The sequence below is a fragment of the Patulibacter minatonensis DSM 18081 genome, from assembly GCF_000519325.1.
GTDB classification, from domain to species: Bacteria; Actinomycetota; Thermoleophilia; order Solirubrobacterales; family Solirubrobacteraceae; genus Patulibacter; species Patulibacter minatonensis.
The window spans coordinates 4,910,122-4,923,641 of sequence record NZ_KI912613.1 but is presented as its reverse complement, the minus strand read 5'-3'; the positions used below and the strand labels follow the sequence as shown (position 1 = coordinate 4,923,641).

General features: G+C 75.5%; 10 protein-coding genes. 8 read left to right on the top strand and 2 right to left on the bottom strand.

All coding sequences use genetic code 11. The annotated features are described in order from the left end of the window. The first annotated feature begins 4 nt into the window (after positions 1 to 4). The 6 genes from PATMI_RS32725 (at position 5) to pcaD (ending at position 5,541) form a co-directional block, all read left to right on the top strand. A complete protein-coding gene (locus PATMI_RS32725) occupies positions 5 to 1,189 on the top strand; it encodes an FAD-dependent monooxygenase (RefSeq protein ID WP_036726313.1) in 1,185 nt (394 codons plus the stop codon). Further along, positions 1,186 to 1,884 (top strand): alpha/beta hydrolase, encoded by a 699-nt coding sequence (locus PATMI_RS0123115; RefSeq protein WP_026912617.1) that lies wholly within the window; start codon positions 1,186 to 1,188, stop codon positions 1,882 to 1,884. Before PATMI_RS32725 ends, PATMI_RS0123115 begins: the two co-directional genes overlap by 4 nt. Continuing rightward, positions 1,877 to 2,695: a CoA transferase subunit A gene (locus PATMI_RS0123110; protein ID WP_026912616.1), complete on the top strand. Its 819-nt coding sequence runs from the start codon at positions 1,877 to 1,879 to the stop codon at positions 2,693 to 2,695. Before PATMI_RS0123115 ends, PATMI_RS0123110 begins: the two co-directional genes overlap by 8 nt. Positions 2,696 to 2,771: 76 nt before the next feature. Continuing rightward, positions 2,772 to 3,569, top strand: a complete 798-nt coding sequence (locus PATMI_RS0123105; RefSeq protein ID WP_026912615.1) for a CoA-transferase subunit beta — start codon at positions 2,772 to 2,774, stop codon at positions 3,567 to 3,569. Positions 3,570 to 3,573: 4 nt separating this feature from the next. Continuing rightward, positions 3,574 to 4,764: a thiolase family protein gene (locus tag PATMI_RS0123100; protein WP_026912614.1), complete on the top strand. Its 1,191-nt coding sequence runs from the start codon at positions 3,574 to 3,576 to the stop codon at positions 4,762 to 4,764. Positions 4,765 to 4,770: 6 nt separating this feature from the next. Continuing rightward, positions 4,771 to 5,541, top strand: a complete 771-nt coding sequence (pcaD, locus tag PATMI_RS0123095; protein WP_026912613.1) for a 3-oxoadipate enol-lactonase — start codon at positions 4,771 to 4,773, stop codon at positions 5,539 to 5,541. 12 nt (positions 5,542 to 5,553) lie between these two features. On the opposite strand, the gene PATMI_RS32720 is transcribed toward pcaD, so the two are convergent. Beyond that, positions 5,554 to 8,358, bottom strand: coding sequence for an AAA family ATPase (locus tag PATMI_RS32720; protein ID WP_036726311.1), 2,805 nt, complete (start codon positions 8,356 to 8,358; stop codon positions 5,554 to 5,556). A gap of 203 nt (positions 8,359 to 8,561) precedes the next feature. On the opposite strand from PATMI_RS32720, the gene PATMI_RS35365 reads away from it, so the two are divergent. Next, entirely contained in the window at positions 8,562 to 11,816 is a 3,255-nt protein-coding gene (locus tag PATMI_RS35365; RefSeq protein ID WP_051472191.1) for an SdiA-regulated domain-containing protein, read from the top strand. 71 nt (positions 11,817 to 11,887) lie between these two features. Here the strand turns inward: PATMI_RS35365 and PATMI_RS0123080 are convergent, their stop codons facing one another. After that, on the bottom strand, positions 11,888 to 12,709 hold the full coding sequence (locus PATMI_RS0123080) for a helix-turn-helix transcriptional regulator (RefSeq protein ID WP_026912612.1): 822 nt from the start codon (positions 12,707 to 12,709) through the stop codon (positions 11,888 to 11,890). A gap of 102 nt (positions 12,710 to 12,811) precedes the next feature. Here PATMI_RS0123080 and PATMI_RS0123075 point away from each other — a divergent pair, with 102 nt between their 5' ends. Then, on the top strand, positions 12,812 to 13,504 hold the full coding sequence (locus tag PATMI_RS0123075) for an SDR family NAD(P)-dependent oxidoreductase (protein ID WP_026912611.1): 693 nt from the start codon (positions 12,812 to 12,814) through the stop codon (positions 13,502 to 13,504). Positions 13,505 to 13,520: the final 16 nt, after the last annotated feature.

Genomic DNA, 13,520 nt, shown 5'->3' with positions numbered 1-13,520 from the left:
CGCGGTGCGCGTCGCGATCGCAGGGGGCGGGATCGGCGGGCTGACGCTCGCGATCGCGCTCCGGGAGCAGGGCGTCGAGGTCGACGTCTTCGAGCAGGCCGACGAGCTGCGGGAGGTCGGGGCCGCCGTCGCGCTGTCGGCCAACGGCGTCCGCGAGCTGCACCGGCTGGGGATGGAGGACGGACTCGCGGCGATCTCCACCGAGTCCTCCGCGCTCTTCATCCGCGACGGCCTGTCCGGTGCGACGGTCGCGCACGACCCGCTCGGCCCGACCTACCGGGAGGCGTTCGGCGCCCCCTACTACGGCGTGCACCGCGTGCCGCTCCTGCAGCTGCTCGCCGACCGCTTCGGTCCCGAGCACGTGCACCTCGGCCGCTCGTGCGCCGGCGTCGAGCACGACGACGACGGCGCGACGCTCCGGTTCGCCGACGGTGCGTCCGTCCGCGCGGACGTCGTGGTCGGCGCCGACGGCGTGCACTCCCGCACCCGGCGCGCGCTCGGCCTGGGGTCCGACGCCGTCTTCTCCGGGACCGTCGGGTACCGCGGCATCGTGTCCGTCGAGGAGCTTCCGTCGCTCCCGGACCCCGACGCGATCCAGTTCTGGGCCGGTCCCGGCGCGCACCTCCTCCACTACGCCATCGACGGCGGCCGGGCGGTCAACTTCCTCGCCGTCGTCCGCGTCCCGGGGTGGACGTCCGACACCTGGCGCGAGGACTGCACGACCGCCGACGCGCTGCAGGCCTTCGCGGGCTGGCACCCGGCCGTGACCGAGATGGTCGGCGCCCCCGAGAACGGCGCCCGCTGGGCGCTGCACGACCACGACCCGCTCGACACCTGGCACGACGGACGCGTCGTCCTGCTCGGCGACGCCGCGCACGCGATGCTGCCCCACAACGGCCAGGGCGCCAACACGACGATCGAGGACGCCGCGACGCTCGCCGCGCTCCTCGCCGACGCCGACCCGCAGGACCCCGTGCCCGCGATCGAGGTCTACGAGGCGCTCCGCCTCCCGCGCACCGCCAGGGTCCAGGCGTGGACCCGCCGCGCCGCCGACCTGCTCCACGCACGGGACGACGCCGGCGTCGCCGCCCGCGACGCGGGGCTGTCGAACCTCACCCACGACCTCGGCTGGATCCACGGCCACGACACCCGCGTCGCCCTGTCGGCGCAGACGGAGGAAGCCCGATGAGCGAGACCCCGACCTACGTCCTCGTCCCCGGCGCCTGGTGCGGCGCCTGGGCGTGGGAGGACCTCCTCCCGCACCTGGACGGTCCGGCGGTGACGATCGAGCTGCCGTCGACGGGCGACGACGCGGCCGCGCTCGGCGACCTCCACGCGGACGCGGCGGCCGTCCGCGCGGCGATCGACGACGTCGACGGCCCGGTCGTCCTCGTCGGCCACTCGTACGGCGGCATGGTCGTCAACGAGGTCGCCGACCACCCGCGGATCGTCCACAGCGTCTACCTGACCGCGTTCTGGCCGCCGGCCCCCGGGGCGTCGATGTTCTCGATCCTCGGTGCCGCCCCGGAGTGGGCGGCCGACAACGGCGACGGCACGATCAGCGTCACCTCCGACCCGGTGTGGGCGCGGCGGATCATGTGCGCGGACCTCGACGCCGACCGCTCCGCGGAGCTCTCCGCGAGGCTGCGGCCGCACAGCCTCTCCTCGTTCGCGTCGGAGACCACCGGCCGGACCCACCCGCACCCGACGACCTACGTCGTGTGCGACGACGACCAGGCGATCCCCGCGCCCGCGCAGGTCGGGATGTCCGGCGCCGCCGACCACGTCGTCCACCTGAGCTCGGGCCACTTCCCGCAGGTGACCGTCGCGGCGAAGGTCGCCCGCGTCCTCCAGGACGTCGCGGTCCCGAGCACGAATGGCTGAGGTCACGGACCTGCGCTCCGCCGTCGCCGGGCTCGTCCGCGACGGCGACGCGGTCGCGCTGGAGGGCTTCACGCACCTGATCCCGTTCCGGGCCGGCCACGAGATCCTCCGCCAGGGGCGCCGCGACCTCGAGCTGATCCGGATGACGCCCGACGTGCTCTACGACCAGATGGTCGGCGTCGGCGCGGCGCGGAAGCTCGTGTTCTCCTACGGTGGCAACCCGGGCGTCGGGTCGCTGCACCGCTTCCGCGACGCGATCGAGCACGGCTGGCCGCACCCGATCGAGATCGAGGAGCACAGCCACGCCGGGATGGCGAACCGGTACCTGGCCGGTGCGTCGGACCTGCCGTTCGCGGTCCTGCGCGGCTACCGCGGCACCGACCTCGAGGCCCGGACGCGCGTCGAGCGCGTCACCTGCCCGTTCACCGGCGAGGTCCTCGCGGCCGTCCCGGCGCTGCACCCGGACGTCTCGATCGTCCACGCGCAGGAGGCCGACCGGCAGGGCAATGTGCAGCTCTGGGGCATCCCGGGGGTGCAGAAGGAGGCGGTCCTGGCCGCGACGCGCTCGCTCGTGACGGTCGAGCGGATCGTCGACGAGCTCGTGCCGCGACCCGGCGGCGTCGTCCTGCCGGGCTGGACGATCGACGCGGTGGCCGAGGCCCCGGGCGGGTCGCAGCCCTCCTACGCGCACGGGATCACCGATCGCGACAACGCCGCCTACCGCGAGTGGGACCGCGTCTCCCGCGACCGCGACACGTTCGCCGCCTGGATGGACGAGCACGTGCTCGACGCGTCGGCCCCCGTGACATGAGCCGCGTCGCCCGGCCCGCCGACTCCCGCCCGCACGGGCGCAACGGCACCACGAACCAGCGCAGGAGGACCAGCGCATGAGCACCGTGAAGCAGGCCCCGGCCACCACCGGCGAGGTCCAGACGATCGTCGCCGCCCGCCGCCTCACGTCCGCGAAGGTCGTCTTCATCGGCGTCGGCAGGCCGTCGACCGCGGCGATCCTGGCGCGCGAGGTCCACAACCCCGCGCTCGTGCTCGTCTACGAGTCCGGCACGATCGGCGCGAAGCCGCGCCGGGTCCCGCTGTCGATCGGCGACGGCGAGCTGGCCGAGACCGCCGACGCCGTCGTGGCGGTCCCCGAGATGTTCGCCTACTGGGTGCAGGCGGGCCGGATCGACGTCGCGTTCCTCGGCGCCGCACAGGTCGACCGCTACGCGAACCTCAACTCGACGGTCATCGGCGAGTACGACGCGCCCCGCACGCGGCTGCCCGGAGCGGGCGGCGCCCCGGAGATCGCCGGCGGCTGCGGCGAGGTCGTCGTCATCGTCCCGCACACCACCCGCACGTTCGTGGAGCGCCTGGACTTCGTCACGACCGTCGGGCACGCCGACCCCGACGGCGTCCTCGGGTCGATCCCGGGCGAGCCCGCGGGCATCACGCGCGAGGGCCTCGGCCTGCGGGGCCGCGGCCCGTCCGCGGTCATCACCGACCTCGGCGTGCTTCAGCCGGACCCCGTCACGAAGGAGCTCGTCCTCGTGGAGCTGCTGCCCGGGGCCACCGTGCAGCAGGCCCGCGAGCGGACCGGCTGGGACCTGCGGGTCGCCGACGACCCGCGTCGCACGGCCGAGCCCACGGCGGAGGAGCTCACCGCGCTGCGGGAGCTCGTGGGACGGTGACGGCGTGACCACGTCGTCCTCCGCCGCCTACGTCCTGGACGCGGTCCGCACCCCGTTCGGCCGGTTCGGCGGCGCCCTCGCCGGCGTCCGGCCCGACGACCTCGCCGCGAGCACCCTGACGGCGCTCCTGGAGCGGTCCCCCGACCTCGACCCCGCGCGGATCGCCGACGTCGTGCTCGGCGGCGCGAACCAGGCGGGGGAGGACAACCGCGACGTCGCGCGCATGGCCGTGCTGCTCGCCGGCCTGCCGACGAGCATCCCCGGCGTCACCGTCAACCGGCTGTGCGGGTCGAGCCTCGAGGCCACGATCCAGGCTGCCCGCGCGATCGAGACCGGAGACGCGGAGGTCGTCGTCGCCGGCGGCGTCGAGTCGATGAGCCGTGCGCCGTGGGTGCTGCAGAAGCCCTCGCGGCCCTATCCGGCCGGCCACGAGACGCTGCACTCGACGACGCTCGGCTGGCGGATGGTCAACCCGGCGATGCCCGAGCAGTGGACGATCTCGCTCGGCGAGAGCACCGAGAAGCTCGCGGCGATCCACGGCGTGACCCGTCAGGAGCAGGACGCGTTCGCGCACGGCAGCCATCAGCGCGCCGCGAAGGCGTGGGCCGACGGGGTGTTCGCGGACGAGATCGTCGCGGTTCCCGGCGTCCCGCTCGAGCGCGACGAGGCGATCCGCGAGACGACGACGCTCGAGAAGCTCGCGACCCTGGAGCCCGCGTTCCGCGAGGACGGCACGGTGACCGCCGGCAACGCGTCGCCGCTCAACGACGGCGCGTCGATGGTGCTGCTCGGGAGCGAGGCGGCCGCGAGCACGCTCGGGCGCGACCCGCTCGCCCGGATCGTCTCCCGTGCCGCGACCGGCATCGATCCGGACGTCTTCGGCTACGGCCCCGTCGAGGCGGCGAACGCGGCCCTGCGCCGCGCCGGCATCGGCTGGGGCGAGCTCGCCGCGGTGGAGCTCAACGAGGCGTTCGCCGCCCAGTCGCTGGCGTGCCTGCGGGGCTGGCCGGAGCTCGACCCGGACGTCCTGAACGTCCACGGCGGCGCGATCGCGATCGGGCACCCGCTCGGCGCGTCGGGCGGGCGGATCGTCGGCCGGCTCGCGCACCAGCTCCACGCGAACGGCGGTGGCTGGGGCCTCGCGGCGATCTGCATCGGCGTCGGGCAGGGCCTGGCGGTCGTGCTGCATGCGTGAGCGCCCGTGACCGTCGTGCTCGCCCACGAGAAGGAGGGTCCCGCGGACGCGCCGGCGGTCCTGCTCCTGCACTCCATCGGGACCGACCGCGAGGTCTGGCGCCCCGTCGCGGAGCGCCTTCGCGCGGCCGGCCTGCGGCCGGTGCTCGTCGACCTGCGCGGCCACGGCGCGAGCCCGGCACCGGCGCCGCCCTACGCCCTCGCGGACCTGGCCGACGACGTCCTCGCCCTGCAGGACGCCCTGGGGCTCGGTGCGCCGCACGTCGCCGGGGTGTCCCTCGGCGGGATGGTCGCCCAGTGGCTCGGGATCCACGCGCCCGACCGGGTCGACCGACTCGTCCTCTGTTGCACCGCTGCGCACCTGGGCGGTCCCGGGATGTGGGACCCCCGCGTCGAGGCAGTCCTGCGGGACGGCACGTCCGTGCTGGCCGACGGCTCGATCGACCGCTGGGTGACGCCCGCGTTCCGCGCCGCCCACCCGGGCACCGAGGCCGCGTTGCGACGGACCGTCTCGACCACCCCGGCCGCGGGGTACGCGGGCTGCGCCTCGGCGATCGGGGCGATGGACCTCCGCGCCGACCTGCGGCGGATCACCGCCCCGACGCTCGTCCTGGCCGGCGCCGACGACCCGGCGACCACGCTCGAGGACCACCTCCGCCCGCTCACCGACGGCATCCCCGGTGCACGCCTCGCGGTGGTGCCGGGCGCCTCGCACCTCGCGCCGCTCGAGCGGCCGGACGTCGTCGCGGAGGCGATGCTCCACCACCTCTCGGCCTGAGGGACGGGCGGCCTACGGTCCGGCGGCGGCCTCCGCCGCGTGCGCGTCGAGGTGCAGGTCGCGCAGCCGGTGGCGCCCGGCGACGCCGAGCTTCGCGTAGACGCGCTTGAGGTGGGTGGCGACCGTGTTCGTCGAGAGGTGCAGGACCGCCGCGATCTCGGCGTTGCTCTGCCCGTCGGCGGCGGCCCGGGCGACGCGCAGCTCCGCCGCCGTCAGCCGGTCGCGGTCGTGGGCGCGTCGTCGCCGGCCGCCCGCGAGGCGCAGCTCGACCGCCGCGGGATCGGCGATGGGGCGCGCGCCGTGGGCGTCGGCGATCCGGAGCGCCTCGGCCAACCACGGCCGCGCCGCGACGGACGCGCGCGTCCGTCGCAGCAGCGCGCCGCCGGCGAGGAGCGCCTCGGCCCGCTGCAGCGGCAGGTCGACGTCGCCGAGGCCGGCCAGCGCCCGCTCGTAGGCGGCGAGCGCCGCCTCGTCCTCGCCGTCGTGCTCGGCGATCCGCCCGTGCGACAGGTCGCGGACGAACGCCGGCCAGCGCGTCGGGTGCCCGTCCGCGGCCTCGGCCTGGCGGTGCAGGACCCGCCGGGCGTCGGCGTCGCGGCCGGCGAGCAGGTGGGCCGCGACGGCGTGCCCGGTCCACTGCGTGTGGTTCGGCTCGCGGATCCCGACGGCGTCGACGATCTGCTCGACGTCGAGGAACGCGTCGGAGCTCGCGCCGTCGCCCGCCCACAGCAGGTGCAGGCCGCGCGGGATCGCCGACCACAGCCGGATCAGCCAGGCGCCGGGGGCGAGCCGCAGCGCCCGCTCCGCCTCGGCGAGCCCCTCGTCCGCGCGCCCCGACCACACCAGCGCCTGCGCCCGGAGCGCCGCGGCGACCGGGATCGTCAACGGAGTGAGCTCCGAGAACAGGCCGGCGAGGTCGGCCGCCCGGAGCGCCTCGTCGAGCCGTCCGCGCCGGAGCAGGTGGTTGCCGAGGAAGAGGTTGACCATCGCCGCGGAGCCCGCCGCGCCCGCGTCGTCGAGCCGGCCCCGGACGAGCTCCAGGGCGTTCAGGCAGTCGTCGAGCCGCTCGTCGTACTGGGCGCCGTGGGCGACCGGGTAGACGACGGCGAGCGGCGAGACGAGCTCGGACACCGGGACGTCGTCGACCCGTGGTCGCCGGCCGCTCCGCGCCAGCTCGCGCGTCGTGACGATCCCGTCGACCTCGCCGCACTCCGCGGCCAGGCTGCCCCAATGGGCGAGTGCCGCGTCGCGCACGTCGGGGGCGGCGTCGCGGGCCAGTCCGCGGGCGCGCGTGGCCAGCGGCAGCGCCGCGGCGGGCCCCTCGGCGACCCAGACGCTCGACGTCTGGTCCAGGAGCGGTCCGACGGCGCGGGCGGGGTCGTGCTCGGCGGCGAGCACGACCGCGTCCTCGAGCGCGGCGGCCCCGCCCTCCGGGTCGCCGGTCAGGTAGCGGCAGCGCCCCAGGAGCGTCAGCGCGTCGATCCGCGCCGACCACCCGAGCTCCGCGTCCGCGAGCACCCGGCCGCAGGCGTCGGCGCCGTCGGCGGCCCGTCCCGCCGCGCACAGCGCCTCGGCGTGCGCCGTGCGGAGCGCGGCTCCGGCGTCGTCGCCGAGGAAGCGGACGGCGGTCCCGAGGTGCCGCACGGCCGCCTCGATCGCCCCGTCCCGCAGCGCACCGCGGCCGACGCGCTCGAGCAGGCCCGCGGCGTCGCGGTCGCCGGAGAGGTCGGCGCGGACCGCGTGCTCGACGGCCTCCGCCGACAGCCCGCGGCGGGCCAGCTCCCGGAACGCACGCCCGTGGAGGTGCCGTCGAACGGCCGGTGCGACGTCGTCGTGGAGCGCGCGGACGAGCAGCGGGTGGAGGAACCGGAGCCGGTCGTGGCCGTCCTCCCGCACGAGCCCGGACCCGACGAGCGCCTCGAGCGCCCGCTGGGACCGCGGCGCGGGGAGGCCGGCCACGTCGACCGCGACCTCCGGCCGGAAGCTCGTCCCCAGCAGGCCCGCGGTCCGCGCGAGCCGCAGTGCGTCGTCGTCCAGGCCCGCGAAGCGCCCGACGAGCAGCCGGGTGCCGGGACCGCCGGGGACGCCCGGGTCGTGCGGGACGACCTCGGCCGGTGGGGCGACGGCGCGGTCGCCGAGCGGGTCCTCGCCCCGGCCCAGCGCGGTGCCCACGTACCCGGTGAGGAGCGGGTTGCCCCCGCACAGCTCCCACACCCGTCGGGCGACGGACGTCGGGAGCTCCCGCCCGGCGCGCTCGACGAGCAGCGCACGGCTCGCGTCGCGCGAGAGGGGTCCCAGGCGTGCGACGTCGACCGCGCCGTCGGCCTCGAGCGCGTGCACGAGGTCGTGGGCGTGCGGCGGCCAGGCCCGCAGCGCCCCGACGAACGTCACGGGCAGCGCCGCGAGGCGCCGGACGAGGAACGCCACGACCCGGAGCGAGTCCTCGTCCGCCCAGTGCAGGTCGTCGAGCGTGACGAGCAGCGGCCCGTCGTGCCGCTCGAGCCGTCGGAGCGCGCGGACGAAGGGCACCGTCGGGTCCACGGCGTCCGGTCCGTCGCCGGCGCCCGGTGCGTCGCCGAGGGCGCGGAGCAGCGCGTCGAGGACGCCGAACGGGACGCCGGTCTCCATCTCCTCCGCCCGGACGGCGACCGTCGCGGTCCCGCCCGCCGCGCGGCGGGCGGCCTCGAGCACCGAGGTCTTCCCGGTCCCCGCGTCCCCGACCACGACCACCGCACCGCCGCGGCCGTCCCGTGCGCGCTCCAGGGCGGCCGAGACCAGGGCGAGCGTCCCGTCGCGTTCCCGCAGTCCGCCGGTCATCCACCCCAACCCTACGGTCTCGCGGGGTGGCGGGCGGCCGCCCGCGGTCCGGCGCACCCGCTCCGGACGGCGCGGGAGCGACGTGGCGCGTCACCACCTGTTGGCGCGGCGATGACGACCGGTTCACAGCGTGGCGATGCGGCCGTCGTAGCGTCCGCCCGTCCCGGCGTCCGCATCGTGCGACGCCTCGCGAAGGAGCCTGTATGAACGACCCCGCCCGCGTCGTCACCCACCGATCATCCCGCCGCCGCGCGGTCCGCGCCGTGGCCGTCGGCCTCGCCGCCACGGCCTCGGCGCTCGCCGCGCAGCCGATCGCCGCGGCGTCCGCGGCGCCCCTGAGCGGCGTGGACCTCTCGACCTACGTCCGCGTCGGCAGGTACGACCTGCCGGAGCCGACCCGCACCGTCGCCCCGGCGGGCAGCCTGCTCGCCCAGGAGGCGTCGGGCGTCGCCTACAACTGGGACACCGACTCGCTGTTCGTCGTCGGCGACGGCGGCACGTCCGTCACGCAGGTGAGCAAGACCAACGGTGCGCTGATCGACTCGATGACGCTCGCGGCGGGCAGCAGCCCGCAGGGCACGACCTTCTACGACAACGAGGGCATCACCTACATCGGGAACGGGCAGTTCGTCATGACCGAGGAGCGCGACCGGCAACTCGTGCGGTTCACGTACGCACCCGGCACGACGCTCACGCGCGCGCAGACGAAGACCGTCAAGCTCGGCACCACGATCGGCAACGTCGGCTTCGAGGGCGTCAGCAACGACCCGAAGACGGGCGGGTTCCTCGTCGCGAAGGAGAAGGACCCGAAGGGCCTCTTCCAGACCGGCATCGACTGGGACGCCGGCACCGCGACCAACGGCTCGCCGACCGCGACCGGATCGACCGATCTCTTCGACCCGGCGCTCGTCCCGACGACCGACATCTCGGACGTCTTCTCGCTGTCGAACCTCAGCGGCCTGACCGGTCCCGACAAGGACCGCATGCTCCTGATCAGCCAGGAGTCGGGGAAGATCGTCAAGGTCGACCGCTCCGGCAACGTGTCCGGCACGCTGACCATCGTCGGCGACGCCGACACCCCGAAGTCGATCCCCGACCAGACGCACGAGGGCGTCACGATGGACGACGCCGGGCGCATCTACACGGTGAGCGAGGAGGGTGGCGGCGACATCGACCACCCGCAGCTCTGGGTCTACGCGCCGTCGACGGCGACGAACCTCGCGCCGACGGCCGTCGCGCTCACGAACCGCACGGCGTCGATCGCCGAGAACTCGAGCACCGCGACCCGCGTGAAGGTCGCCGACGTCTCGGTCACCGACGACGGCATCGGCACGAACCAGCTCTCCGTGACCGGCCCCGACGCGTCGAGCTTCGAGGTCGAGAGCACCGGGCTGTACCTGAAGGCCGGCACGACCCTGAACGCCGCGACGAAGAGCAGCTACACCGTCAGCGTCGCGGTCGACGACCCCGCGGTCGGCACCACGCCCGACGCGACGAGCACCCCGTACACGCTGAACGTCACGCCCGTCGCGGGCGGGGGCCAGGCACCGTCGGTGATCGTCTCCGAGGTCTCGCCCTGGAGCAGCGGCAACAGCCCGTACGCCGCCGACTGGTGGGAGCTCACGAACACCGGCACGACGACGATCGACCTCACGGGCTGGAAGGTCGACGACGACTCGGCGTCCGCCGCCAGCGCGGTCGCGCTCAACGGGGTCCCGCGCCTGGCGCCGGGGCAGTCCGCCGTCTTCATCGAGGGGACGGCCACGCAGGCCGACGCCTTCAAGTCCGCGTGGTTCGGCTCGAGCGTCCCGGCCGGCTTCCAGATCGGGACCTACAGCGGCGGCGGGATCGGCCTCGGCACCGGGGGTGACCAGGTCAACGTCTTCGACGCCACGGGCACGCGCGTCACGGGCATCGCCTTCGACGCGTCGACCAGCGGTCGCACGTTCGACAACACCGCCGGGCTCGGGGGCACCGTGGCGCCGCTGCCGAAGGTCGCGACCCTCAGCACCGCGGGCCAGAACGGCGCGAGCACGGTGGGCGGCGAGACCGGGTCCCCGGGCGTCGCACCCGTCCCGACCCCCGTCGCGGTGACCGAGGTCGCCCCGTGGGGCAGCTCCGACGCGACCTACGCCGCCGACTGGTGGGAGGTCACGAACACCAGCAACCGCACGGTCGACCTGACCGGGTGGAAGGTCGACGACAACTCCAACGCCTTCGCGTCGGCGGTCGCGCTCAGCGGCGTCGGCACGCTCGCACCGGGCCAGTCCGCGATCTTCCTCGAGGGCGACGCGACGAAGGTCGCGGCGTTCAAGTCCGCCTGGTTCGGCTCGAGCGTCCCGGCCGGGTTCCAGATCGGCTTCTACAGCGGCGGCGGTGTCGGGCTCAGCACCACGGCCGACGCGGTCAACCTGTTCAACGGGTCGGGCGACCGCGTCACCGGCGTCGCGTTCGGCGCGTCGACCGACAAGGTCTCGTTCGACAACGCCGAGGGTCGCGGGAGCTTCACGCTGCCGCTCCCGGTGATCTCGACGCTCAGCGTCGTCGGTCAGCGCGGCGCGTTCCTCGCCCACGACGAGATCGCGTCCCCGGGCACGATCAAGAACGCCGCGGTCGGCCCGAAGCTGACCACGGACACCCCGTCGTTCCCGGCCCAGGAGGTCGGCACGACCGGCCCCGGCCAGTGGGTCACGCTGACCAACAGCGGCGACGCGGCGGTCACGATCGGCCGCGTCTCGATCCGCGAGGCCGACGAGGCGTCCGCGGGCGACTTCCTGCTCACCAGCGATCGGTGCACCGACCAGTCGATCGCCCCGGGGGCGACGTGCAAGGTGCAGGTGCGGTTCTCGCCCGGCCGCGCGACGGCGACGTCGGCCGCGGCCCTCGTGATCCCGTCGAACGTCGCGGGCAGCCCGACGACGGTGTCCCTGACCGCGGCCAGCACGGCGGCGACCGCGGGTCCGAAGGGTGACACGGGCGCTGCGGGTCCGAAGGGTGACACCGGCGCCGCCGGGACGAACGGGAAGGACGGCGCGGCCGGCTCCAACGGCAAGGACGGCGCGGCCGGGACGAACGGCACCGACGGCAAGGACGGCGCCACGGGCCCGCAGGGGGCACAGGGTCCGGCGGGCAGGGACGGCACGTTCGCGATCGTCGCGTCGCGCTCGAAGGTCGCGGCGCGCCGCGGCCGGCTCGTGACCCTGAAGCTGGAGCTCGCCAACGACACGACCGCGGAGGTCGGCCGGTTCGGTGCCCGGATCACGACCGCGAAGGGCCTCCGGACGACCGGTGCCAAGCGCGTCGTCGTCCACTCGATCGAGCCCGGCAAGGCGCGCACCCTCGTGCTGCGGCTGCGCGTCCTGCGCACCACGAAGGTCGGCACGCACGCCGTGAAGGTCGCCTTCGCGGTCGGTGGTCGCACGGTCACGCGGACGATCGCGGTGCGGGTCACGCGGTAGGACGGCACCCTCCGCCCACGACGCCCCGCCGGACGCCGGCGGGGCGTCCGGCGCGGGCCCCGCCCCGGATCTCACCCCGAGAAGCGCTGGCTCCCGATCGTCGACAGGAGCGCCAGGGCGTCGGCGTCGGGGGTGCCGTGCTGCGCCGTGTAGACGATGAGCTTCAGCGACGAGTCCTCGACGTGCAGCACGTCGCAGTCGACGGTGAAGCGCCCGACCTCCGGGTGGTCGACGACCTTGCGGCGCGAGCCGGTGCCGCCGACCTCGGCCCGCGCCCACCGCTCGGCGAAGTCGGGACTCGCGTCGAGCAGCTCGTCGACGAGCTCGCGGACGGCGGCGCTGCGGGGCGAGGTCGTCAGCGACCGCCGCAGCTCGGCGACGATCCGCGTCCGGAAGTCGTCGTGGTGGCCGTCGTCGTCGCGGATCCGCAGCCCGCCGCCGAGGAACATCGTCCGCGCGTAGTTCGTGCCGACGAGGTCGTCGCCGAGGACCGCGATCGCCAGGCGGTTGGCGTGCACCACCGTGTAGCGGTCGTCGGAGACGTGCACCGGGGTGCCGTCCAGGCGGTCGAGGATCCGCATGATCCCGGGCGTCATGTGCGGCGACACGCGCGACGATCCGGGCGCGTGGCCGGCCAGCGCGAGCAGGTGGTCGCGCTCGGCGTCGGAGAGCCGGAGCGCCCGGGCGAGCGGACCGAGGACCGCCGCGGACGGCCGGGCGGCACGACCCTGCTCGAGCCGGGCCAGGTACTCGACCGACAGCCCCGCGAGCTCGGCGACCTCCTGCCGGCGCAGCCCGGGCGCGCGGCGCCGACCCCCTGCCCGCAGGCCGATCTCGTCAGGCGGGAGCCGGTCGCGCCAGGCGCGCAGGCACGCCCCGAGGTCGTCGTCCATGGTCCCCAGTGTCCCAGCCCCGGCCGCGGCGAAGGTGGCCCTGCGAGTACCCGGCTGCGGCGGTCCCTTGTCCCGTCCCGGCGGCCGCGGGACCGTGGATGCATGACCACGATCCTGATCTCCGGAGCCAACAAGGGCCTCGGTCGCGAGACCGCCCGCCGCCTCGTCGAGCTGGGCCACGACGTCTGGGTGGGCGCCCGCGACCCCGCCGCCGGACGCGCCGCCGCCGACGAGCTCGGCGCCCGGTTCGTCGCGCTCGACGTGACCGACGACGCGTCGGTCGCCGCGGCCCGCGCCACCGTCGCCGACGCGGGCGGGCTCGACGTCCTCGTCAACAACGCCGGCATCAGCGCCACCCGCCGCCCGGTGCTCGACACCGACCCGGCCGAGATGGTGGATCTCCTCGCCACGAACGTCATCGGGCCCGTCCGCCTGACCCTCGCCTTCCGCGACCTCCTCGACGCTTCCCCGGCGCCGGTCGTCGTCAACGTCTCCAGCAGCCTCGCCTCGCTGTCGCAGACCGCCACGGACGGCTCGGGCCAGTCGGCGTACGACGGCCTCGACTACCCGACGTCGAAGTCCGCCCTGAACATGGTGACCCTGAAGCTCGCCCGTGCCCTCCCGCGGTACCGCGTCAACGCCGTCTGCCCGGGCTTCACCGCCACGGCCCTCAACGACTTCGAGGGCCACCGGACGGTCGAGCAGGGCGCCGAGGTCATCGTCCGGGCGGCGACGCTCGGGCCCGACGGCCCGACGGGCGAGTACTTCGACGACCAGGGGGCCGTCGCCTGGTGACCGAGGGGCGTCGTGC

What these genes read in the sequence shown, in the direction of transcription:
- PATMI_RS35365 (WP_051472191.1), top strand. Translation starts at nt 8,562, where the DNA reads ATGAACGACCCCGCCCGCGTCGTCACCCACCGATCATCCCGCCGCCGC.
- PATMI_RS0123110 (WP_026912616.1), top strand. Translation starts at nt 1,877, where the DNA reads ATGGCTGAGGTCACGGACCTGCGCTCCGCCGTCGCCGGGCTCGTCCGC.
- PATMI_RS0123075 (WP_026912611.1), top strand. Translation starts at nt 12,812, where the DNA reads ATGACCACGATCCTGATCTCCGGAGCCAACAAGGGCCTCGGTCGCGAG.
- PATMI_RS0123080 (WP_026912612.1), bottom strand. Translation starts at nt 12,709, where the DNA reads ATGGACGACGACCTCGGGGCGTGCCTGCGCGCCTGGCGCGACCGGCTC.
- PATMI_RS32720 (WP_036726311.1), bottom strand. Translation starts at nt 8,358, where the DNA reads ATGACCGGCGGACTGCGGGAACGCGACGGGACGCTCGCCCTGGTCTCG.
- PATMI_RS0123115 (WP_026912617.1), top strand. Translation starts at nt 1,186, where the DNA reads ATGAGCGAGACCCCGACCTACGTCCTCGTCCCCGGCGCCTGGTGCGGC.
- PATMI_RS0123105 (WP_026912615.1), top strand. Translation starts at nt 2,772, where the DNA reads ATGAGCACCGTGAAGCAGGCCCCGGCCACCACCGGCGAGGTCCAGACG.